Origin of the sequence: Brevibacillus migulae, assembly GCF_004521915.1 — a bacterium.
In the GTDB taxonomy this organism is placed as follows: domain Bacteria; phylum Bacillota; class Bacilli; order Brevibacillales; family Brevibacillaceae; genus Brevibacillus_F; species Brevibacillus_F migulae.
Genome location: NZ_SDKD01000001.1, coordinates 122,716 through 145,604, shown reverse-complemented (window position 1 = coordinate 145,604; position 22,889 = coordinate 122,716). Strand labels below are relative to the sequence as shown.

Here is a 22,889-nt window from a genome sequence, read left to right as displayed (position 1 = left end):
ACTGTTTTAAATTTCCCTGATCGATAACAACCACCTCTACAAAAGAAAAACCCAATGACTGTGTTTCAGCCATCGGGCAATCGCATACGTAATTCGCTCTATTCATGAAACGCCTTCCAAAATGCTCCGTTCTGATCAATCAATTCTTGTATATCCGTAAATGGAATCTGGAAAGTGATAAAACCTGCCGCATAGGGCCCGATGTCATACGGATAAAAATAAATGTTCAACGCATCGTTTTCGATATAGAAATCTTGATCCGCACGAATCCCGGTAAATTGCTCTGCGGCATCCGGAAAAATGCCCAGCTCTTCCGCATCCTTGCGCATTTGTGACAGGATTAGCTCATTCAGCTTCTGCTCATAGCCGCTTCCCGGTTTAAACAGATCCTTTAATTGATAAAACTGCCCGGTTTTCAGATCGATATGCGCATATTCCGAGGACGGCATCCCATGTGCTGCACCAAGCGGGTAAATATAGCCGCTATTGTGAATGACAAGAAGATTCTGTTGGTAGCTGGCCACGTTAAAATCATACTCGCTCACTTCCACAGGGAAGGACTCAGCCGATGACACTTCATGAGTCAGGCGATTGTTAATCGACTGCTCGACCTGTTTATTGGCAAGCCCCTCTACCACCGCATAGTACGCCAAATAGTTGGGATGCGGCCTTACTTTTTTCTCGCGTACGAACAATCCCGGCTGCAGCTCTTTGTCGCGTTTCTCTTGCCAGACGTTCGTTCCATCCCGCTTTACATAGCGCAGGCGGTTATCGATCGTGGCCTCAAGCAGTTCTCCTTGCAACGCGATCGTTCCAACGCCGTCCAGTACCGGCAGATTCGCTGCCTTTTTTCCACTCTGATCAATCAAATAGGTGTGCAGTCCCTCCTGCACAGATGCATACTGTCCCTCAAAAGGGGCGATTTCGTCATAGATAAAATCAGTGAGAAATTGTCCTTGCTGGTTGACGAGCGCGTATTTCGCCGTATAGTGGAGCGGAATGTCAATCGCCTCGTCGCCTTTGCCAACCGCCCACAGACCATTGTTCACATAGCTGATGACCGCATAGTCTGGCTTTACGACATACTCGCCTTTAGGCGTAATCAAACCAAGCTGCTCCTGATAGCCTTCCGGGTCGACATTGACGCTGGCGAGCCCATGCTCAAACGAAGAAGCATAACGATACTTGGCCGGGATGACAACCTTTCCTTGCTTGTCGATATACCCGTATAACGATGACTTCTTATCATAGAAAGCAGCCAATCCCTCGTGATAGGCCCCCAATGAGATAGCCTCGTCTGTAAAGGGCAGCTCTCGGATCAGCTTGCCCTTGCTGTCAATGAGTGCATAGCTTCCATTGGTGAGCGTCACGACACCGATGCCTTCCGAAAACGCTTCTGCATATCGGTACTGCGGCTGAACCACGATGCTTCCCGTTTCATCCAGATAGCCGTAGCGATCGTTTTGGGAAAAGACGGCCAGCCCTTCCGCAGGTTCATGTATGGAACTGTTTGCGAATCGATGGACGATGTTTCCTTGCGAATTGAGCAGGACCGCATTTTCTCCCTGGCTCGCCAGATAAAGCTTCTTGGTGTATGGACGGATCGAGTCGTACTCCGGTTTCACGACGTAAGCACCTGACCGATTGATCAGTCCGTATACATACTCGCTGTTCCCTTTGATGGACACAACCGCCAAGCCTTGTTCGTCAAACTTTTCGACAGACTGATAGATGGGCGAAATCACGGTGTTGCCGGTTTCATCGAGATACCCCCATGTCAAGTTCCCAGCGCCATCTGTCTGGACGAAAGGATATAAATCTTCTGACGATGCTGCCTGTGCTCCCGACCACGCCGGTGCCCCCAGCGAAACCGTGATCATCAGGAAAAGGGCAATTATACCTCCAACTATTTTGCGCATGCATGCGCCTCCTTCGGCAATCTTCTGTTTCTATCTTATTACATACCTGTAATACGGGAAAAGCACCAAAAAAGCCACTTCATGCCTTGGCATCCAGTGACTTCAATCATGTATGCGCACGATCAAGACGCGTCCGCAGTTGCATCACGTCCAGTCCTTGCTTGAATCTCGTTTGGTCTGTTGATAAGTTCTTTTCATCAGAAAGTAAATGTAAAGCGTTACCATCAGTGCAGCAATGTAAAAAAGAAAAGAATACGCGAGGCTCCACCCTTTGTACGTGTAGACATGAAAGTGCACAGCAAATGCTTCCAAAACAATTCCCGCAAAAGTCCATGCCAATACATACAGAGAAATGGACATCCCTCGCAGCTTCCATTTATCCAAAAAATAAACATAGATATACGAATAAGCACTGTAGGTGATGAAAAGGATGAGGTCAAACAACTCATATTGGTCCCTATCATTGATCCGATAGAGATCAATGGGGGGGATTCCCAAATGGAAATCCACATACATGGCTATTCCAAGCCCGATAGAAAAAAAGGCAGTGGCTACGATCATGGGAAAGCGTGGCGGCAGCATAAAGGTTATTACCGCAGTGATGCCTAGCAAGATCAGACAAAACGATTCATTCCCGTCGAATTGCTGGGGCAGATACAGCTTCAAATTCTCACATCCTTTTTCGCGATCCGCCTGATTAATCGATGCATGGCATAGGAAAGCAGGACAAAAGCTGCCCACCACGAGAAAGACCACCACCATTGCCATGTGCTAATATGCTGAAGCAGGCCCAAAAAATCCGCAGCGTATTCAATCCCGAAGAGCAGGAAAACAATTCCGATCCAATCGCGTACTTGCCCGCTTTTCCTCTCGCGGATCGATACCTTTTCAAGAAACAGGATGGTCAACAGCGGAACGATCACACTGCGCAGCGCATCCAGGGCAACAAAATCCAATTCTTGTTTGGTCATTTCAATAAGCTTGGCATTCATACAGACCAGCCATAATACGTTGTTTTCAATAAAAAGGAGAAACACCCATATGATGATTCCTTCAAATAGATGTAGCCCCCGCTTGGTGACGGCAAAAGATAAGAGTAAAAAGAGAGCTGCACCCCAAATGACCGTAATAACCATGATTTCCCCCTGCTTACCTTCTTATTACAATAGTTTCCCCCCTTCAGCCGAAATATGTTCCAACCATGAAAAAAGCTGTTCATCATTGATCGCGCATCGATCAACCATAAACAGCTTTTTAGCACTCAATATTTTCGGTTTTCCACTTCTTTTGCCGCCATCACCTGCGTATACACACTCTCCGGCGACATGATCCGCTTGGGCAAGGTCCGCCCCTCCATAATCTCTTTTGTGGCTTGCATCAGTAACGGTCCCAGCAAAGGGTTGCATTCCACGACACAATTAATTTTGCCCTCCACCATCTTTTCAAATGCCTTGCGCGTACCATCGACCGAAATGATGATGATATCTTTGCCAGGGGAGAGGCCCGCCTCCTCGATCACCTCGATCGCGCCCAAGGCCATGTCGTCATTGTGAGCGAAGAGCACCTGGGGACGCTTGCCCGGATCTTGCAAAAAGGTTTTCATGACCGCCTTGCCCTTCTCCACTGTAAAATCCGCAGGGGCACTGTAGACGATCTGCAAATCCTCCCGTGCCTTGATCGTCTCCCGGAAGCCCTTGCCCCGATCGACTGATGGGGCCGATCCGACGGTTCCCTGCAGCTCGGCAATCGCGATAGGGCCCGAGGTCTCACGCATTTTATCCAACAAGTATTTCGCGGCTTTGACTCCTTCTTCATAAAAGTCAGAACCGATGAAGCTGACATATAAGGAGGTGTCTTTCACGTCGATGGACCGATCCATGATGATCACGGGTATCCCCGCCTGCTTCACTTCTTTTAAAATCGGCTCCCATCCGGACTGAATCACCGGGGCAATCGCGATGACGTCTACCTTTTGCCGGACGAACGAGCGTATGGCTTCAAATTGTTTTTCCTGTGACTGCTCGGCATTGGAAAACAGCAGCGTGATTCCCGCCACCTGTGCCGCTTCCTGAATCGAGCGCGTATTCGCAATCCGCCAATCGCTTTCCGAGCCCAGCTGGGAAAAGCCGAGAACGATTTTCCGCGCATGGGGCTCCCCCGGTTCCGCTTCAGCTGCGGCGGGTGCCTGAGTGACGGTCGTTTCAGGTGGCTGAGCCTGCAAGGTGGAGATGGATGGGGGCGGACTCGCCTCGCTGCAGCCCGTCAATACGAGTAGCAAAAGCGGTATATAGACACACAGAAACCATTTTCGAACGTTGTGGGTATCCATCTTTCCCTCCGCAATGCAACGTCATGGTTGCATGGAACGTCTTGTACTCAGCACTCTTTGCAGCAGGATGAACATGAACAGGAGCAAACCAATGACGATCTTTGTCCACCATGAGCTCAGCGTTCCTTCGAAGCTAATTATAGTTTGGATGACCCCTTGGATCAATACGCCAAAAAAGGTGCCCATTACATATCCGACGCCGCCTGTCAGCAAGGTGCCGCCGATCACCACCGCCGCAATCGTATCCAGCTCCATGCCGACCGCATGCAGTCCGTACCCCGACAGCATGTAAAACGTGAACACCACGCCGGCCAGGGCCGAGCAGAATCCGCTCAGCGTGTACACGCCGATTTTTGTCTGGGCAACAGGCAGCCCCATCAGGAGCGCCGATTGCTCACTTCCCCCGATCGCGTAAACGTTTCGGCCAAAACGTGTGTAATGGGCCAGATAAACTGCCAGGGCGACCACGATCAGGGCAATCACAACGTTAATGGACACATAGCTTCCGCCGGGCAAGTCGATCTTGGTCTGAGCAACCGCCGTGTAGAAGGCATTGTCGATCGTGATGGTATCGATGCTGATGACATAGCAGAGTCCGCGTGCCAGAAACATCCCTGCCAGCGTCACAATAAACGGCTGGATCTGAAAGTAATGAATGATCGCACCCATTCCCCAGCCAAATGCCGCCCCCATGAGGAGCACAAGCGGAATCACAGCCATCGGCGACCAGCCATGCTCCTGGACAAGCGTCGCGGAAATCATCGTCGTCAGCGCGATCACCGAGCCTACTGACAAATCAATGCCGCCGGAGATGATCACAAACGTCATGCCTACAGCCGTAATCAGCAAAAAGGCATTGTCGATCAACAGGTTCAAGATAACCTGCAGCGAGAAAAATCCCGTGTACAGATACGATCCGACCGCGAACATCAAAGCAAATAATGCGCAAGTAACCAAAATCGAGAAATATTTGCGGCTAAACATGTCGCGTCACCTCCCGTTCAGCCGGATAACGCCGCGTCTTCCAACGGTGCACCAGCTTTTTGCGGAACGATTCCGATTGGATCAGGCAGACAGCCAGGACGACAAACGCTTTGACCACCAGCGTGATTTCCGGAGATACGCCGATCATGTAAATGGTCGTCGTCAGCGTCTGAATGATGAGTGCACCTACTAACGTTCCGGTCAGATAAAACCGTCCGCCATTCAGCGAGGTCCCGCCGATCACCACAGCGAGAATCGCATCAAGCTCATACCAGAGACCTGCGTTGTTCCCGTCGGCACTGGACACATTCGAGCTGAGGATAAGGCCGGCAATCCCGGCACACAGGCCGCAAAACATGTATACTGCGACGGTGACCAGACCGGAGCGAATCCCCGCCAGGCGGCTGGCCTTCGGATTGCAGCCTACCGACTCGATGAACAGGCCAAGCGCTGTCTTTCTCGTCAGAAGCAGCGCTGCGATGTACATCGCTATGACAATAAAGATGGAAAAAGGCAAGGCAAACAACGATCCCGCACCAATATACTCATACGCTGGACTCGTTACCGTAATAATTTGTCCGCCCGTAATCAGCTGGGCGATTCCCCTCCCCGCCACCATCAGGATCAAGGTGGCAATGATCGGCTGGATTCCGGCTCCTGCTACAAGAAAGCCGTTCCACAGACCGAGCACAAGGGACAAGCCAAGAGACATCCCGACAGCGGTCAGCACCAATCCCCCCGCTTGCTGATCCGCCCCCTCGCTGATCGTCAGGCAAGCCATGGCTCCCGAGATGGCGACCACCGAACCGACGGACAAATCAATGCCCTTTGTCGCGATGACCAGTGTCATGCCGATGGCCACCAAGATAAGCGGCGAGCCAAAGTTGAGGATGTCGATCAAGCTGCCGTACAGATGTCCGTCCCTCATCACCAGCTGAAAGAAATCCGGCGAATAGAGCAAATTGAATAACAAAAGCGCCGCCAATACGACTAGCGGCCAGAATAGATGGTGCTTCATCAAGCCATTCATGTCCTCACCCTCCCGCGATCGCTTGCATGACGTTCTGCTGATTCAGCTCTTTGTCGGCGATCTCCGTCACCTTGCGCCTGTCGCGCAGTACGGCCACGCGATTGCTGACGCGAAGCACTTCCTCGAGCTCGGAGGAGATGAACAGGACCGACATGCCCTTTTGGGACAACGTCAGCACCAGCTTCTGAATCTCGGCCTTGGCCCCGATGTCGATACCCCGGGTCGGTTCATCCAGGATCAGCAGCTTCGGCTCAGTCAACAGCCAGCGTGCCAATAGGACCTTCTGCTGATTGCCTCCGCTCAGATTTTTAATGAGCTGCTCCGGATCATTGGGATGGATGTTCAGCATGCGGATGTACTCGTCGGCAATCTCTTCCTGCCGCTTGCGGGAGATGGTCTGGTACCAGCCGCGTGTCGCCTGCAATGCCAATATGATGTTTTCCCTGACCGACAGATCCCCGATAATGCCCTCTGTCTTGCGGTTTTCCGAACAAAACGCAATCCCCTGCGTGATAGCCTGTCTTGGCGTGGCAACCCCTTCGCCTTCAGCGAGCAGCGTGCCTTGATCGGGACGGTCCGCGGCAAACAGCAAACGCGCGATCTCAGTCCTGCCGGAACCGAGCAGCCCCGCCAGACCTACAACCTCCCCGCGATGAATGGACAAATCGAACGGCTCGATGGCTCCCTTTTTCCCAAGCCCCGATGCTTCGAGCATGACCTCTTTCGCTGCGCTGCCTTCTCCTTCCGCCAGTGTGGGCAGTTCCTCGAGCAAGCGAAGGTCCTTGCCGATCATCTTCGCCACCAGCTCGATCCGCGGAAGCTCCTGGGCCATGTACTCTCCGACAAACTCTCCGTTGCGCAGGATGGTGATCCGATCCGAAATTTCATAGACCTGATCCAAGAAATGCGTGACGAATAATATGGACAGCCCTTCTTTTTTCAGGTTGTTCATGATCCGAAAAAGCTGCTCTACCTCGTTGCGATCCAGGCTGGAGGTCGGTTCGTCGAGGATGAGCACTTTGGCGGAAATATTCAGCGCTCTGGCAATTGCCACCAATTGCTGAACAGCCACCGAATAGGTGTCCAATGGCTGTGTGACGTCGATATGCAGCTGCAATCGCTCCTGCAGCAAATCCGCTGCCTTTTGATTCATTTCCTTCCACAGGATCCTGCCCAGTCTGCGCGGTTCACGCCCGATAAAAATGTTTTCCGCCACGCTCAGATTGGGGCACAGGTTGACCTCCTGGTATACCGTGCTGATCCCTGCCGCCTGCGCCTCGAGCGGGCTGCGCACGATCAGCTCTTGTCCCTCCAGCTCGACATGACCTTCATCAATCGAATACACGCCGGTCAGTACCTTGATCAGTGTGGATTTGCCCGCACCGTTTTCCCCCATCAAAGCGTGAACCTCCCCCGGGAACAGGCGAAAATCGACACCGCTTAACGCTTTGACTCCGGGAAAATGCTTATGAATCCTGCGCATTTGCAGAATCGGCTGGCGCTCGTTCAACATGATCCGCTCTCCTTTCTAATTGACCATGAGGAAAAAGCCACTCCTTTGCTAGCTCCCGATTGGAGTGGCTTATTTCCTGGAAAATGCTGGTCTAATATTGACGGGTCGGAAGCGCTTCTTTCGCTTGCTCAGAAGTAAACGTTCCCTCTTTTGTTACAATCCGCTTCTCCACTTGCTTGCCATCGACCACGTTTTTGACAATCTCCATCAGCTGTGGCCCAAGCAGCGGATTGCATTCCACGATGAAGTTGATCTTGCCTTCGCTGGCAGCCTGCATCCCATCCTTCACAGCATCGACGGAGATGATTTTGATGTCCACTCCTGGTTTCAGACCTGCTGCTTCAATCGCCTGGATCGCGCCGAGCGCCATGTCGTCGTTGTGCGCGTACAGCACATCGATGTCTTTATGCGCCTTCAAAAAGGCTTGCATGACTTCTTTTCCTTTCGCCCGCGTAAAGTCGCCTGTTTGCGAAGCGATGATTTTCAGCTTCGGATTGCTCTGGATGACTTCCTGGAAGCCAGCTTTGCGGTCGTTAGCCGGAGCGGAACCGGTTGTTCCCTGGAGCTCGACGATATTCACGTCCTCCGTGGCATCCTTGAACTGATCAAGCATCCATTGCCCCGCTTTGCGTCCTTCCTCCACAAAGTCGGAGCCAAGGAAGGTCACATACAGCGACGTATCTTTGGAATCGACAGCGCGGTCGGTCAAAATGACGGGAATGCCCGCGTCCTTCGCTTCTTTGAGCACCGTATCCCAACCGGATTCCACCACCGGCGAGAACGCAATCACATCTACTTTTTGCTGAATATACGAGCGGATAGCTTTAATCTGGTTTTCCTGTTTTTGCTGCGCGTCTGAGAACTTCAGATCAATCCCGGCTGCTGCCGCGGATTCCTGGACGGATTTGGTGTTAGCCGTCCGCCAGCCGCTTTCTGCCCCTACCTGTGCAAAGCCGAGCGTGATTTTTTTCTCTGCCGCCCCGGAACCGCCCGAGCTGTTGTTGGCTGCTGGCGCTGGCGTCGACGCTGCCGGTTGGCTCGAATTCGCAGCCGGACTAGCAGAATTGCCACAGCCTGCCGCTACCAGCATCATTCCCGTCAACGCAAGCAATGCCCCCCATTTTCCTGCCTTTTTCATCAATGAATTCCCTCCCCTTATTTACCAATATCTCTTGGTGTAGCCAATTATAAAGCGCTTACATTTTGGTTCATACAGAGTCCCTTGTGGATTAAGTTGGAATTTTTATGTATTTCGCTACTTTCCCATCCGGTTTTTATAATTTTTTGTGCAAAAGTTGCAGATTTTTGAATGCGCTTTCAATTCTTTCGCTACGCTTCGCAACTTTTTGCTATATTGAAGGAGAATATTTTCGTTTACAGAAGATTCCTACGCTGTAAGGAAAGGGCGCACGACCATGAAGCTGTTCCAATGGATATCCTCTAGCTTGCGCACCAAGCTTCTGACGATGTTTGTCATCCTGACCTCGATCCCGTTGATCGCGGTAGGGCTCGTCTCCTATCAAAAGTCCTACAATACCATTTCCGGACACAATAAAGCGGCCACGCTGCTGGTGGCCGATCAGTTGGCGCGAAACGTCGATATCTTGTTTCAGGATACGGGAAAATTGCTCGAACTCGGAAAGAATCCGCAAGTCCTGCACTTTTTGTACTCCCAGAGTGAAACCTACGGGGATGCGAAAGAAATTTTGCGGACGTTTGATTTGTACCGGCAGACGTACAAGTACGACAGCGTCCTGAACATCTCCATGACCAATTTGTATGGAAAAGGGATCAGTGAGCGCAAAGGGGTCTTCCAGCTGGAGCATAACCCGCTGCGCAATCCGCATTTTCTCTATTTGATGGATCATCCGGACGCCATTCTGAATGTTCCGCCGACCGATGCCTCCGTCTGGGATCGGCTCGACGGCTTTTCCTACCCGCAGCAGAATGTGATCACGATTATCGCCGCTGTCAAGCAGCGCATCACCCATGAGGTCATCGGCTTCATGACGATTGATCTGGACGATTCCGTCGTGGAGCATTTTATCGACAATGTCGCGATTGGCAAGACCGGCTACTTTTATGTAGTGGATCAAAATGGCAGCCCGATTTTCCGGCCCACGGCGCAACAGAGTAAAGCCGTTCCAGCCTTCAAGAGCATCATCGAACAAAGCGCGCAGCATGGCAGTTTCGTTCACACATCCGTAGGCAAACCGCAATTTGTCGTCTATACCACCTCCCAGGCGACCGGATGGAAAATCATCGGTATCGCCCCGCTGCAGGAAATCGTGGAGGATGCCAATAAAATCCGCCAGCTGATCATTTTCAGCGTGGCGCTCAGCATTATCTTTACCATCACCCTGTACTTTTTTATTACCGCCCGGTTAACGCGTCCGATTCGCCTGCTGAAAAACAAGATGCGACTGGCCGCAGCCGGCAACCTCGAAGCAAAGGTCAAGCCGAGCGGCAACGATGAAATCGCGGATCTCGGCATCAGCTTCAACATCATGCTGGCAAAGATCAAGGCGCTGCTGGAGCAAAGCATCCGGGAGCAAGAACAGATTCAAAAAGCCGAGCTGCGGACACTGCAAGCCCAGATCAACCCTCACTTCCTGTATAACACCTTGGAATCGATTGTCTGGATGGCGGAGGCCGGCAAAAAGGAGCCGGTCATACAGCTCGTCAAAGCCCTGTCCCAGTTTTTCCGCATCAGCTTGAATAAAGGCCGCGACTGGATTTCGATTAAAACCGAATTGGAGCATGTGCAAAGCTATTTGGTCATCCAGCAGATGCGCTATCGCGACATCCTCGATTACCGCATCGAGGTAGCAGATGCCATTCAATCCTACCCGATCCTGAAAATGACGCTCCAGCCTCTGGTCGAAAATGCTTTGTATCACGGAATCAAAAACAAACGCGGCAAAGGCCTGATCCAAATCAGCGGATATGAGGACACTGCGGATTCACTGATATTGACCGTCGAGGATAACGGCATCGGGATGAGCGAGGCCCGATTGGCAGAGGTACGATCGTATCTGGACATCATGCGGGAGAACCACCACCTCGCCGATGACACCGACTTCGGCTTCGGACTGTCCAACGTTCATCACCGCCTCCGTCTGTATTTTGGCCCGCAATATGGCCTGGAGGTCGACAGTGAGGAGCAGGTCGGGACCCGCGTGACGATCCGCATTCCAAAGCGATAGGAGGTAGCACGTGATCATGAAGAAAGTGATGCTGGTCGACGACGAAATCATTATCCGGGAAAACATCCGGGACTGTGTAGACTGGAAAAAGGAAGGCTTTTTGTATTGCGGAGACGCCTCTGATGGAGAAATGGCCCTGCCGCTGCTCGAGGAATGGCTGCCCGATATCCTGATCACCGATATTAAAATGCCGTTTATGAACGGGTTGGAGCTATCCGCGATCGTGCGTGAACGCTGGCCGGAGACCAAAATCATCATTTTGAGCGGCCATGACGAATTTTCCTATGCCCGCACAGCGTTGCGCTTGGGTGTCACCGAATATTGCCTCAAACCTGTCAGCGCTTCCGATCTCATCGAGCTGCTGCGTTCTGTCAGCGATAAAATCGATCAGGAAAAGCGGCAGCGCCACCGCAGCCATTACACGCGTGAGAAGCTGTTTAGCGATTTATGCAGCGGCTTGCTGTCGACGGCGGATGCCATCTCCTATTCCGCTGCATTCTCATTGCAGCTGACCGCCCGCTGCTATGCTGTCGCTATTTTCGAGATGAGTTCCCTGGATCCGTCGTTGAAAACAGAGCCGTCCCTCTTCGCCAAAGCGGAAGTGATGCTTGACGAGAAGCTGTCACAGCTTGCCGACCACTATTCCTTCAAGCGAAGCCGCACCCAAATCGTCTACATTTTCAAGAGTGACTCACCTGATCAGCTGCAGGAAAAATTGGTTCTGCTGAAGCAGTCATTGCTGCCCGCGCTCGAAAAAGAGCTGCCCTGCGCATTGACAGCAGGAGTGGGCCGTGTTCAGGAACGGTTGCAGAATATCCACACCTCTTTTGTCGAAGCCGAGGAGGACAACAACATTCGCAAGCTTTCCGCGCAAAACCGTCGGCTATGGTGGGAACCGGTTGACGGCGCACAGGAAAGCCAGATCATCGTCGATCGCAGCAAATTCGTTGAGTTTTTAAAAATCGGCACCCCTGCCCAGACTGACGTCTTTCTTCAAGAGTTTTGCGCTGGCCTGAAGACTTTGAACTGGTCGGCTTCTTTTTACGGCTATTACCTGCTGAACGAATTGACGCTGGAAACCTTGCGCATGGCAAAGGAAACGCTGCGGTTACCTCTCCAAACAAAAGAGCTTACAGAGGAGCTGCAAAAACAGATCCAGAGCATCCACAGCACGGAGCAAAGCCAGCACTATTTGAAGAATCTGCTGGAGCGCTTTTGGCTGTGGCGCACAGAAGCCACCGGGAAATACGGGGATCTGATTGACAAGGTAAAACGATTCATCCAGGAGAACTATGCCAACGACCGATTGTCCCTCCAGGATGCAGCGGAGCATGTCCGCGTGAGTCCCAGCCATCTGAGCAAGATATTCAGTCAGGAGACCGGGCACACCTTTATCGAATGCTTGACGCAGACCCGCATCCGCAAAGCCATGGAGCTTTTGCAGACCACCCGGGCGAAATCCTATGAAATCGCGTTTCAAGTCGGATACAACGATGCCCATTATTTTTCTAACCTGTTCAAAAAGATGACGGGCATGACCCCGAAGGAATTTCGCCGTATGGGCAGCCAAGCACTCACCGGCAAAACGGAAGGAGAGCGAATGTAATTGTACCCGCACCGTCCCAATTTCCAACACACGCTTTTCCTTCTCTTCTTACTGATCTCCTTGGTCACGGTCGCTTGCGGAAGTCCGGTCAGACTTCCGCCTTCGTCCGGCCCTGCGGCTCAGCCAGGCAAGCATGCTGATCAGATCTCCCATACGTTTGGAATCATTTATCCGATGGCCCATCCGTTTTATGAGACGATTACGCAAGTCGCGGAAGCATCCGCCCGCTCTCGGCAGATTCGCTTGATCGTCAAGGCCCCTGATGAAGCCAACATTGAGCAGCAAATCTGGATGATGGAGACGATGATCAAGCAAAAAGTAGACGGCATTGCGATTGATCCCATCGATCCGAAAGCATTGGCTCCGGTCATTAATAAAGCCATGGATAACGGCATTCCGGTCATTTGCTTTGAATCGGACTCGCCTGAAAGCAATCGCCTCTCCTTCATCGGGACAGATAATCGCAAGGCTGGCGAACTGATCGGTACATCCATTGAAAAGCAGCTGGGAGGCAGGGGGATGGTCCTGGTCGAATCAGGACTCAGCAGCATGCTGAGTGTTCAAGAGCGTCTCGACGGAATGCTGAAGTACTTGGAGGAGCACACACAGGTGCAAGTGCTGGAGGTTCGGTACAACGAAGGAAAGGACAGCCGGGCGCTTGCCGCGCTGGAGGACATGATCGATCAGCATCCTCATTTTGACGCTTTTGTGGCTATGGATTTTGTCTCCGGCTCTGCCTCAGTCCTCGTCTGGAAGGCAAAGGGGTTGAGCCGATACGCCATTGCCTTTGGCATGACCCCGGAAATGCAGGAAGCGATGGTGAATGGACAGCTGACCACCGTCATTTCGCAAAATGAGAAGGAATGGGGCAGCATGATCATCGACAGCCTGGTAAAAGCCTCCGCCGGTACAAACCTCCCTCTCTTCATGGACACCGGAGTAACCGAAATCTCCGACAAGCACAAAATTCTTCACTAAAATCGAAAGAGGCTGTGCCGCTCGCAGTTTGCTTACGCGTGACGGCCACAGCCTCTCGTTTTTTTATTGCCCGTAATAGGCATTGGCACCGTGCTTTCTCAAGAAATGGCGATCCAGCAAGGTCTGATTGATCGCTTCCAACCCTGGACGAAGCGCGTATGTGCAGGAAGCAATCTTGGCAACCTCCTCCAGGACGACCGCATTGTGGACCGCATCGTGGGCGCTTTTTCCCCAGGTAAACGGCGCATGACTGTGCACCAGCACCCCAGGCATTTGCATCGGATCCAGCTGCTTGAAGGTTTCGACAATGACATGCCCCGTATTCAACTCATAGGCTCCGTTAATCTCCTCATCTCGCATCGGTCGCGTGCACGGTACCTCTCCGTAAAAATAGTCGGCATGAGTCGTGCCCCAAGCCGGGATCCCTCTCCCCGCCTGCGCCCACGCTGTCGCCCAAGGCGAATGCGTATGCACGATCCCGCCAATGTGCGGAAACGCTTTGTACAGACAAAGATGTGTCGGGGTGTCTGAAGATGGCTTCAGCTCTCCTTCGACTTTATTGCCGTCCAAGTCCAACACGACCAGATCCTCGAGCTTCAGCTTCTCATACGGGACTCCACTCGGTTTAATCACGATCAATCCCCGCTCCCGATCGATCCCGCTGACGTTCCCCCATGTAAACGTCACCATTTTATGCTTCGGTAAATCAAGATTCGCTTCAAGCACTTCCCTTTTTAATTGCTCCAGCAAGGTTCCCCTCTCCCTTACTCCATAATTGTACGTACAAGTTAAGATAATTATATACTTGTTCGTACATGTCCTGCCATACTTATTTGGTGACTTCAGCGCAATCTTTTAAAGGCTTGTAATTCAGCAGCTAATTTTGATTTCCGCCGCTTTCTGTGATGCAGAAAGAAAAACCCTACTTTCACTCCATAAAAAAATCTTCTGGCATTAGCCCACCAGAAGATTGTGCTCATGACAATTGTTTACCATCGATATCCCAACGCCGCGGTGAATAGGCCAAATTACGGGTTAACAGTTCTTTCGCCGATGGCGATCCTCCTTCCACCCGCTTTTTCATTTCGTTAGCGAATCCAGAAATGTTTCCATTTTTTCCTATCCCCGTAAAAAAAACGCACCGAAATACATTCGGTACGTTTCCGCTCTTAACGCATCTTCTATACTTGACTCGCAGCCTTTTCCCCCAGCAGCTTTTTCACACTGACCAGCTGCACGCAGACACATAAAACTTCGATTGCCTTCTTCAGCTCTGCAATGGGCGGGTAAGAAGGCGCAATCCGGATATTGCGATCGCGAGGATCCACGCCGTATGGGAAGGTTGCACCTGCACCGGTCAAGGTCACTCCTGCTTCCTTCGCCATTTTGACAACTTCCTTGGCGCAGCCGTCCAAGGTGTTCAAGCTGATGAAATATCCGCCATTCGGCTTCTTCCAGGTGGCGATCTGCTTGTCGCCCAGTTCGGCTTCGAGAATATCCAGGACGATATCAAATTTTGGCTTCAAGATAGCCGCATGCTTTTCCATATGCGCTTTGAGCGTATCCATATCCTTAAAGAAGCGGACATGGCGCAGCTGATTGATCTTGTCCGCACCAATCGTCTGTACGGAAAGCGACTTCCGGATGAACTGCAGGTTCGCTTCGCTGGCTGCCATCACGCCTACACCTGCTCCTGCAAAGCTGACTTTGGAAGTAGAGCTGAAAATGAAGACACGATCCGGATGTCCCGCTTCTTTGCAGGCGGTCATGATATTTTTCAGCTCGTCCGGTTTGTCCGTCAGATGGTGAACCACATAGGCGTTATCCCAGAAAATGCGGAAGTCTTTGGCCTTTGTATTCATCTTCGCCAGTCTGTCGACTACCTCATCGGAGTATGTAATGCCGTCGGGATTGCTGTATTTCGGAACGCACCAGATCCCTTTGATGGATTCGTCTTCGGCTACGAGCTGCTCAACCGCATCCATATCTGGTCCGTCATCCAGCATGTCGATGGTGATCATTTCGATCCCAAAGTGCTCGCAAATCGCAAAATGGCGGTCATAGCCCGGGCTTGGCGCCAAAAATTTCACTTTGGGAAGTTTGCCCCATGGTGTTTCGCTGCCATACACCCCATGAAACATCGCCCGTGCAATCGTATCGTACATGATCGAAAGGCTGGCATTTCCGCCAACAATGATTTCTTTCGGAGATACCTCCAGCATATCGGCAAAGAACTGCTTCGCCTCAGGGATTCCATCAAGCCCCCCGTAATTTCGCAGATCCGTACCATCCTCAGACTTCACACTGTCTGCCGAGTTCACGACATCCAGCATTCCCATGGACAAATCCAGCTGCTCCGGCGAAGGCTTTCCTCTGGACATATCCAGGGAGAGCTTTTGCTGTTTGTACGCGTCATATTTATCCTGCAATTGCGAATGCAGCGCGTTTAGCTCGCCTTCAGATAAAGCTTTGAAGCCACTCATGCTTGTTGCCTCCCTCATGAATATGAAAATGAAAATATCCTTGTATGTACAATACCATTTTTTCACCATGAAGATCACACTTATTACCGTGTTTTTGTGAAATTCTCGTCTGAACATGGAAAGCGCAAAAAAGGCTACCCGTGTATGATCGAAGGAGCGACCATCCATTGATAACCTTGTCGTTTTCCACATTTGCCTTAGATCCAAAAGGTCGGATACCGCCGCCCCTTGTCGAGGTTATTGATAAGCAATGCCGTCAGCACAATTACGGCAGAACCGATAAGCACCGGCGTCAACAGAAACGCCCAAGAGCTTCCGGCCAGAATCACCACGATCGGGTCGGCACCAGCAGGAGGATGCGTGGTGCGAGTCAGATGCATCAGACCAATCGCCAGGCCGACACCCAGGGCAATCACCCAGCCGGCATTCCCCCATATGTGAAACAGGATCAACCCAACTGCGGTTGACACCAGATGCCCCCCGATAATATTTCTCGGCTGAGACAAAGGTGCATCCCATAATCCAAAGGCCAGCACGCAGCTAGCTCCGAATGGAGCCATCAGCCAAACCGAGGAGGTCTTTTCCGTCAAATAGGCCAATATCCCGATGGCGATGAACCCTCCGAGCAAGCCGAGGAAAGCTGTTTGCGGCACGACTTTCAAAGGGTTTTTGCCAGTCCCCCGCATCTTCTCCAGATAAACGCGAACCATCTCGATGCCCTGCACTTACAAAATGATCGGGAAGTAACCGTCTTTTACATATTGACCAAACGGCAGGTGACCACCGGATTGCGCTTCTCCGATCAAGGACACTCCCGCTTCCTGTGTCTCTTCCGCTACATCGAAGAAGCCTGCGCAAGCTTGGCATCCCCCTTTGACAATTCCTGTCTTCATGACGTCCTTGAAAACAGCATGGAACGGATGATCCGGTTTCTCCAATTCTTTCACCCACATGGTTCCCGCACCGTCAAACACAATCTCTACGGTAAAACCCGCTTCGTGCAATTCTTGACCGTACAGCAAACCATGCACCGCTTTTCCTACATCTTGCTGTCCAGCTTGGATAATGATGAGATATTTGTTCGACATAATAAAATCCCTCCAGTGTTTCAAATTAATAAATACATAGTAATCTAGGTATTTGTGAGTTCAATATCTCACTTCTCATCCTCACTGTCAATCCCCTTTTTCCCAGCACTTGAATGATTTGAAGCCAATCCCATGTAAAACCGAAGCTTTCGGTGTATAATGGTTGAGAAACCTAGATCACTATTAGAAGAGGCGAGTTACTATGGATAAAGGTATCGTTCTTCGCACAGATCCGAATTTTACGTTTTGCATCAATACACAAATCAAGGAGCAATTGAAGTGGCTAATCGGCATTGGTGTCATCCAGCCTGGTGAGCTGCTTCCTCCAGCCAGCCAACTCGCTGACCATCTGAAGGTAAACCGCAACACGGTGAACCTTGTCTATACACAGCTCCGCGATGAAGGGCTTGTCTCCATTCAGCGGGGCCGCGGGACCGAAGTTGTGGCCGGTCCGGTCTATGATGAATTAACGAAAAAAAGAAAGCCAATGTTCGAACTGCTGGAGCGCACCGTGGAAGAAGCCCGCGAGCAGGGCTTTGACCTGTACGAGCTGGTCACCGCGAGCTGTGCTTTCGTGCAATTGTTCAATCAGGGAAATGTCGGGAAGCCCCGCATTCTCTTTATTGAATGCCGCGGCCACGATCATCCTTTTTATCGAGGGGAAGTGGAACGCATTACAAAGGCGCACGTCACCTCGTTCTTTTTGGAGGACTGGGAGCAGCAGCCGCAAAAGCGGAACGAGGCCCTCAGTCAAGCGGACGCTGTCGTCACCACTTTGAATCATGCAGCTGAAGTGAAATCTCTGCTTACCGCAAAGCAGATCCCAGTGCTGACTATCGGAGCATCCGCCGACATGGCGCTGCTGCTCCAAATCGCCAGGCTGGAAGCTGGAAGCAAAGTCGCCTTCGTCTGTCTGGGAAACCAGGGGGGACAGTGGATGGCCCAACGCGTCAAAGAGGCAGGCATTGAGCAGATTGAGAGCTTGCACGTCGGAGTCGATCAGCCTAAGGCTTTGGAAGCAGCCATCAAAAAGGCGGACCATGTATATGCCTCTTCGGCAGTCTTTGAGGAAGTAAAAGCAATGGCACCGGAAAAAGTAACCCTTTATCCGCTTATTTTGGAAAAAAGCAGCGAGACTCTTCTTAAAGATCTCATACAAAACTGACCCAACCGTGAACTGGTCCTTTTGATGACCGGTTCTTTTTTTTTGCCCATTGACTCCTTCATGATTTTAACTATAATGAGCGGAGAAAGGAAATACCTAGTTGACTATGTTTTTATGAAACCACTATTCTACAAGGAGGACACCCCATGAGTTCTGTCTACCATTCTGGAGAATTAGCCGTACAGCAGTTGGCCGGTGAAGCCAGAGCCGCCGAAGTGAACGGGAAAATCATCCGTGACTCGATCCCGGCAGTGGCTGCCAGCTTTCTGCAAAACCAGTCGATGGCCATTGTCGGTTCGCTGGATGAGCAGCGCAGCGTATGGTGCTCACTCGTAACCGGTCCACTCGGCTTTATCCAGGTGCCTGATGAGCATACCGTACTGATTCAGCAGTCTCCGGGCCACAATTCCCCCGACCCTCTCTATCGCAATGTGCGGCATCACCGAGAAGTGGGCATGCTGGCCATCGAGCTGAAAAACCGACGACGGATGAGAGTGAACGGGACGGCACAGCTGACGGACGAAGGTCTACGCATTTCACCCGAGCAGGTCTACGCCAACTGTCCGAAGTATATTCAGGCAAGAGTTCCGCTTTCCCAAGAGCTGGGAGGCAGCACTTCCGCTTTGGTGGAACGAGGACGTGCGTTAACCATGAACCAGATGGAATGGGTTCGGTGTGCCGACACCTTTTTTATCGCAAGTGCCAGCGCCGAAGATAAGGTAGATGCTTCTCACCGTGGCGGATCCCCCGGCTTCATTCGGGTCGATTCCCCGACTCATTTGGTTTTCCCCGATTATTTCGGCAATTCCATGTTTAATACGTTGGGGAATATCCATGCCAACCCGCGATCCGGCCTATTGTTTATCGATTTTCAAACGACCGACACCCTGCAAATAACAGGGCGAGCGCAAATCATTTGGGACCCCGTCGAAAAGGCCAAATTCCCGGGAGCAGAACGCCTCGTGTCCTTTGAAGTGGAAGAAGTGATCCAAATTAAAAATGACCGCCCCGCGGAGTGGCAGCTCATCAGCTATTCGCCTTTCAATCCGGAATGAAGATCGGATATCGTCTTCTCAACGGCAAAAAAGCCTGTGCTTGAATAAAACACAGGCTTGTGGCTCAGCCAATCGCCTTCCTCACCCGCAGTCTCTCCCGCATGAAAAACCAGCTGAGAATCGGCGCGCACCCAACGATCAGCATCATGATATTGATTACCACCGGGTCCTTGCTGATCTGAATCGTGGTAATGAAAATCGCCATCCCGGCAATCCTGCCGACATTGAGAGCCAGCTCGCGCATAACCACATACTCTACCCGCTGCCTGGCACTCTCTTCATTCCTGCCAATCAAGTCAAAGACAGCTGATGTCATCGGGATCGAAAAGAGCGGGATAAACAAGGAGGTACCGATGCCGAAGATCAGCATGGTCGTAAAGCTCATGCCAAAAAAGAACGGGATGATCACCGCAGTCATCACCAGCGTCCCGATCAGCATCCCGCGCTCCCGGAATGTCGGCTTTAGCCATTTCCCCACCGCATAAAAGCTGAGGAAGGCGACAAACGAGGTGATGAGCGTATAATTGCCGAGCTGCATTTCGCTTCCGGTCTGAATATAGACGAGCAAGCCAATCAACACGCCAAAGACGCTCTCCCGAAAACCTTGGGCTGCCAGGGCGCCAAACACCGGACGCCACGGGGTGTGCTCCTTGTGCAGGATGCGGAAGGGCAGGAGCCACTCGTACTTCCCCTCGGTCTTTCGGTTCCGTAAAAAGAAGCTGACGATGACGCCTGTCACGAAGATCGCCAAGGAAATCATGAAAATGATCCGATACCCGCGTTCTGCTGCCATACGGGAGATGACAAAGCCGGAGCACCACGGTGCGATGATACCCGCGGTAGCGCCGATTACCCCGGCCAAACCGTTGAAGCGGTCCCGGTTATTGGCATTGGTCACCTCGAAATAAATCACGTTAAAAGCCAGCCAGAAAAAGCCCACTGCCATGCCTTGCACGATGCCAAGCAGCCATATGTAATGGACGGCCTGTTTCCCGAAGAGGAGCACGAGTATATAAAAAGTGGCTGACAAGCCAATGCCTAGCCGCAAGCAGATCATTTTATGCCCATGCTTCAGCCACCAGCCGGCAATCCAGAAAGTCAGTGCCATGCAAACGTGCGACAGGAGCGTAAACCAGCCCAGCACGGCAAAATTTTTGCTCGTTTTCCATATATACACGCCAAGGAAGGTCCCGGACAGCGCATTGGCCGTGATAAAAAGAGCGTTCACGGCCAACAAGAGCCACGTCTGTTTATCCAAAGGTGCCTTAGGGGCAGTTGCTTTACGCGTCACTTTGATCATTCTCCTTTACGGAACAATGAGTCCAACACGTATTAACCTGCCCCCAAATGTAGGCAAAGAAACATGTTTTATGCCATCATCGCACCGTAATCATCCGCAGCAGCAGATCAATCTCCGGAAGCCGGTAATTTTCATCCTCCCGCGCATTCAGGACCATCAGTCCGGAAAGAATGGATAAATACGAGGCGATTAGCTCCTCAAGATTTCCAGACACGATCTCTCCTGCTTGCTGTCCCTCTTGAAACAAGGGAAGCAAGGCAGCGACGAATGAATCCATGGAGTACTGCTCAATCAGCTGTACGGCTTTTTCAGGCACCCCATCCGCCGTGCGCGCCTGATGGATCAGCAAAAAGAAAGGTGTTCCGCTTTCATCGAGAATTTCCCGGGTCAATGCTCTGATTTTCTCAAGTGGTGAACCAGGCAGGTCATAAATCTGGGTCATGGCCGACTTCGCTCCGACCATCGCCATGTCGACGAGCTCTGTAAACAATTCGTCTTTTGACTTGAAGTAATGGTAGAGCAATCCGTGACTAATGCCCGCTTCCGCAGCGATCATGCTCATTTTCGTGCCGCTGATGCCGCGCCGGGAAAAGACGTGAAGCGCCGCCAGCAATATTTGTTCTTTGCGTTCATCGCGAATCTGACTCAATTGTTCATCATTTAATGGCGCCACAGCATCCTCACTCCTTTGCTTCGAGTGTACCATGATCGTTTCTTCGAGCGCTATGCGAGACAGCTATCCGCGTTTCTCGGTAGGAGATGTTGCAGCCGTAAACACAGGCAATGCTGCTTGCAAGGCTTCTTCGACTGGCAGCTCGCATCGCTCGGAGAGAACAGTAAGCAGTTGCCTCCCTTCTTCCGTTGCTGTCAGCACAGCCGCTGCCCTTTGCGGGTTCAACATTTTCTCAGGTGACACCGACAATGTATTGACACCCCAGTAAAGGCCATACAGTTCCCAATTGCGCTGACTGGTGGCCAGCTTGAGAAACAAGGCCATGTACTTTTGGCCAAACTCGATGCCTTGCAGCGGTTCATCCGCTTCATAGGTCACCCCATCCCACTGCAGATCATTCGCGCAATTCAGCCACCAGGCAGGTTCAATCACCTGCTGCATGCGCTCTAGTACCCGCTGCTCAAAATGAGGCCGCGGCGCTTCGCTCTGCTCTTGCAAGCTGGCCTCCAGCACCTCCGCTTCGATCGCAGCCACCGTCATTCCTTGCCCAAAGATCGGATCATAGATGCAAAATGCATCGCCCATGACGAGCAGCCCCGACGGCCAACGCTTCATTTGTTCAAAGTGATGGCGGTACAGTTCCGGTACGCGAAAGCCACGTACAGAGGTGATCGGTTCCAGCTCCCGCACAATATCCGCAATCATCGGAGTCGGCAGCATGGCAATCTCCTGTTCAAAATCGTCAGGATTGGTAGGAGGGTAGACTCCGCCTGGCCGGTAGAGCAATACCTCTGCGACCTGGTTTTCGATAAAGGAAAATACCCCGGTATACGTCCCATTTGCGGGCTGACCTGCAATATTGATGACATCCCACTGATCTGTCAAATGGGAAAGATGGTCTGGCAGCTTGTAACGGCGAGTGCTGTATCCAAGGTCTACTTTGAGCAGGTCTGGCTTCGGCACCTCATAGCCCATGTCCGTCAGCCATTTGCTCAACTTGGAATTGCGTCCGCTCGTATCAACAACGAGTTCGGCTGTAAGGATCTGTAACCCGCTTCCCTCGACTTCCCGCACCTGAACCCCTGTGACCGCAGTCTGATCGGCATTCCTGGTTAGCCCAATCACATCATGCTTCGAAAAAAAGCGTACGTTCGCCATCCGTTGTACACGTTTGCGTATCACCCATTCCAGCACCGCCCTGCTGAATTTGATGTCATTTCGCGGATAGAGCCCTTCCATGCTGCCATATTGATTCATGTTATAGGCCGTTTTATTCAGGGAAGAGGGGGCGCCCAATGCCAATAAATCAGCTTCGTAATCGGGAAAGAGTCGCTCAGTGATGGACTTGCCTCGCGAGGTGAACCGATGGGGATGAAAGGCTTGCGGCGTGCCGGGACGGTTTGCAGGCTGTTCGGGAAAGTCATCCTTCTCCACGATCAGCACCTCTGCAAAAAAATCGGACAGCACTCTTGCCGCCAATAAGCCAGCCATTCCCCCGCCGATCACCAGCGCATTTCCCATTTTCTGTTCATTTTTCATCCCAATCGACCTCCCATATTT

Annotated in this window: 20 protein-coding genes; 5 read left to right on the top strand and 15 right to left on the bottom strand. The window is 51.7% G+C overall.

From position 1 onward, the window contains the following. Nucleotides 1-98 precede the first annotated feature (98 nt). From EIZ37_RS00715 to EIZ37_RS00680, 8 genes are all read right to left on the bottom strand, one after another. Nucleotides 99-1,919: a WG repeat-containing protein gene (locus EIZ37_RS00715; RefSeq protein ID WP_134682632.1), complete on the bottom strand. Its 1,821-nt coding sequence runs from the start codon at nucleotides 1,917-1,919 to the stop codon at nucleotides 99-101. A gap of 144 nt (nucleotides 1,920-2,063) precedes the next feature. After that, nucleotides 2,064-2,585: a hypothetical protein gene (locus tag EIZ37_RS00710; protein WP_134682631.1), complete on the bottom strand. Its 522-nt coding sequence runs from the start codon at nucleotides 2,583-2,585 to the stop codon at nucleotides 2,064-2,066. After that, nucleotides 2,582-3,055, bottom strand: a complete 474-nt coding sequence (locus EIZ37_RS00705; RefSeq protein ID WP_134682630.1) for a hypothetical protein — start codon at nucleotides 3,053-3,055, stop codon at nucleotides 2,582-2,584. The genes EIZ37_RS00710 and EIZ37_RS00705 overlap by 4 nt, the downstream gene beginning before the upstream one ends. 125 nt (nucleotides 3,056-3,180) lie before the next feature. Further along, the gene (locus EIZ37_RS00700; RefSeq protein ID WP_134682629.1) at nucleotides 3,181-4,248 is read right to left on the bottom strand and encodes an ABC transporter substrate-binding protein; all 1,068 of its coding nucleotides are present in this window, start codon (nucleotides 4,246-4,248) and stop codon (nucleotides 3,181-3,183) included. A 21-nt stretch (nucleotides 4,249-4,269) separates the two neighbouring features. Beyond that, on the bottom strand, nucleotides 4,270-5,232 hold the full coding sequence (gene yjfF, locus EIZ37_RS00695; RefSeq protein ID WP_134682628.1) for a galactofuranose ABC transporter, permease protein YjfF: 963 nt from the start codon (nucleotides 5,230-5,232) through the stop codon (nucleotides 4,270-4,272). Continuing rightward, nucleotides 5,225-6,262, bottom strand: coding sequence for an ABC transporter permease (locus tag EIZ37_RS00690; protein ID WP_235827843.1), 1,038 nt, complete (start codon nucleotides 6,260-6,262; stop codon nucleotides 5,225-5,227). Before EIZ37_RS00690 ends, yjfF begins: the two co-directional genes overlap by 8 nt. Before the next feature lie 4 nt (nucleotides 6,263-6,266). After that, a complete protein-coding gene (locus EIZ37_RS00685; RefSeq protein ID WP_167568568.1) occupies nucleotides 6,267-7,775 on the bottom strand; it encodes a sugar ABC transporter ATP-binding protein in 1,509 nt (502 codons plus the stop codon). Between the two features lie 91 nt (nucleotides 7,776-7,866). Then, entirely contained in the window at nucleotides 7,867-8,913 is a 1,047-nt protein-coding gene (locus EIZ37_RS00680; protein ID WP_167568566.1) for an ABC transporter substrate-binding protein, read from the bottom strand. A gap of 277 nt (nucleotides 8,914-9,190) precedes the next feature. On the opposite strand from EIZ37_RS00680, the gene EIZ37_RS00675 reads away from it, so the two are divergent. The 3 genes from EIZ37_RS00675 to EIZ37_RS00665 are packed head-to-tail and all read left to right on the top strand — an operon-like array spanning nucleotide 9,191 to nucleotide 13,565. Further along, the gene (locus EIZ37_RS00675; RefSeq protein ID WP_134682627.1) at nucleotides 9,191-10,981 is read left to right on the top strand and encodes a sensor histidine kinase; all 1,791 of its coding nucleotides are present in this window, start codon (nucleotides 9,191-9,193) and stop codon (nucleotides 10,979-10,981) included. A gap of 16 nt (nucleotides 10,982-10,997) precedes the next feature. Continuing rightward, nucleotides 10,998-12,587, top strand: a complete 1,590-nt coding sequence (locus tag EIZ37_RS00670; protein ID WP_134682626.1) for a response regulator — start codon at nucleotides 10,998-11,000, stop codon at nucleotides 12,585-12,587. Beyond that, nucleotides 12,588-13,565, top strand: a complete 978-nt coding sequence (locus EIZ37_RS00665; RefSeq protein WP_235827842.1) for a sugar ABC transporter substrate-binding protein — start codon at nucleotides 12,588-12,590, stop codon at nucleotides 13,563-13,565. 63 nt (nucleotides 13,566-13,628) lie between these two features. Here the strand turns inward: EIZ37_RS00665 and araD are convergent, their stop codons facing one another. The 4 genes from araD to EIZ37_RS00645 all read right to left on the bottom strand — a co-directional run bounded on the left by araD (nucleotide 13,629) and on the right by EIZ37_RS00645 (nucleotide 17,136). Further along, on the bottom strand, nucleotides 13,629-14,315 hold the full coding sequence (araD, locus tag EIZ37_RS00660) for an L-ribulose-5-phosphate 4-epimerase (RefSeq protein WP_134682625.1): 687 nt from the start codon (nucleotides 14,313-14,315) through the stop codon (nucleotides 13,629-13,631). Nucleotides 14,316-14,746: 431 nt separating this feature from the next. Then, a complete protein-coding gene (locus EIZ37_RS00655) occupies nucleotides 14,747-16,048 on the bottom strand; it encodes an aminotransferase class I/II-fold pyridoxal phosphate-dependent enzyme (protein ID WP_134682624.1) in 1,302 nt (433 codons plus the stop codon). Nucleotides 16,049-16,245: 197 nt separating this feature from the next. Then, nucleotides 16,246-16,758: an HPP family protein gene (locus EIZ37_RS00650; RefSeq protein WP_134682623.1), complete on the bottom strand. Its 513-nt coding sequence runs from the start codon at nucleotides 16,756-16,758 to the stop codon at nucleotides 16,246-16,248. 15 nt (nucleotides 16,759-16,773) lie between these two features. After that, nucleotides 16,774-17,136 carry a DsrE family protein gene (locus tag EIZ37_RS00645; RefSeq protein WP_235827841.1) on the bottom strand — a complete coding sequence of 121 codons (363 nt, stop codon included), beginning with the start codon at nucleotides 17,134-17,136 and terminating at the stop codon, nucleotides 16,774-16,776. Nucleotides 17,137-17,338: 202 nt separating this feature from the next. Between EIZ37_RS00645 and EIZ37_RS00640 the strand changes: the two genes are divergently transcribed. After that, nucleotides 17,339-18,301: a GntR family transcriptional regulator gene (locus tag EIZ37_RS00640; protein ID WP_134682622.1), complete on the top strand. Its 963-nt coding sequence runs from the start codon at nucleotides 17,339-17,341 to the stop codon at nucleotides 18,299-18,301. 146 nt (nucleotides 18,302-18,447) lie between these two features. After that, a complete protein-coding gene (locus EIZ37_RS00635; RefSeq protein WP_134682621.1) occupies nucleotides 18,448-19,356 on the top strand; it encodes a pyridoxamine 5'-phosphate oxidase family protein in 909 nt (302 codons plus the stop codon). 64 nt (nucleotides 19,357-19,420) lie between these two features. On the opposite strand, the gene EIZ37_RS00630 is transcribed toward EIZ37_RS00635, so the two are convergent. The 3 genes from EIZ37_RS00630 to EIZ37_RS00620 all read right to left on the bottom strand — a co-directional run bounded on the left by EIZ37_RS00630 (nucleotide 19,421) and on the right by EIZ37_RS00620 (nucleotide 22,868). Beyond that, nucleotides 19,421-20,647 (bottom strand): MFS transporter, encoded by a 1,227-nt coding sequence (locus EIZ37_RS00630; RefSeq protein WP_235827840.1) that lies wholly within the window; start codon nucleotides 20,645-20,647, stop codon nucleotides 19,421-19,423. Nucleotides 20,648-20,732: 85 nt separating this feature from the next. Further along, on the bottom strand, nucleotides 20,733-21,329 hold the full coding sequence (locus EIZ37_RS00625; protein ID WP_134682619.1) for a TetR/AcrR family transcriptional regulator: 597 nt from the start codon (nucleotides 21,327-21,329) through the stop codon (nucleotides 20,733-20,735). A 63-nt stretch (nucleotides 21,330-21,392) separates the two neighbouring features. After that, on the bottom strand, nucleotides 21,393-22,868 hold the full coding sequence (locus EIZ37_RS00620; RefSeq protein ID WP_134682618.1) for an NAD(P)/FAD-dependent oxidoreductase: 1,476 nt from the start codon (nucleotides 22,866-22,868) through the stop codon (nucleotides 21,393-21,395). Between the last annotated feature and the right edge of the window lie 21 nt (nucleotides 22,869-22,889).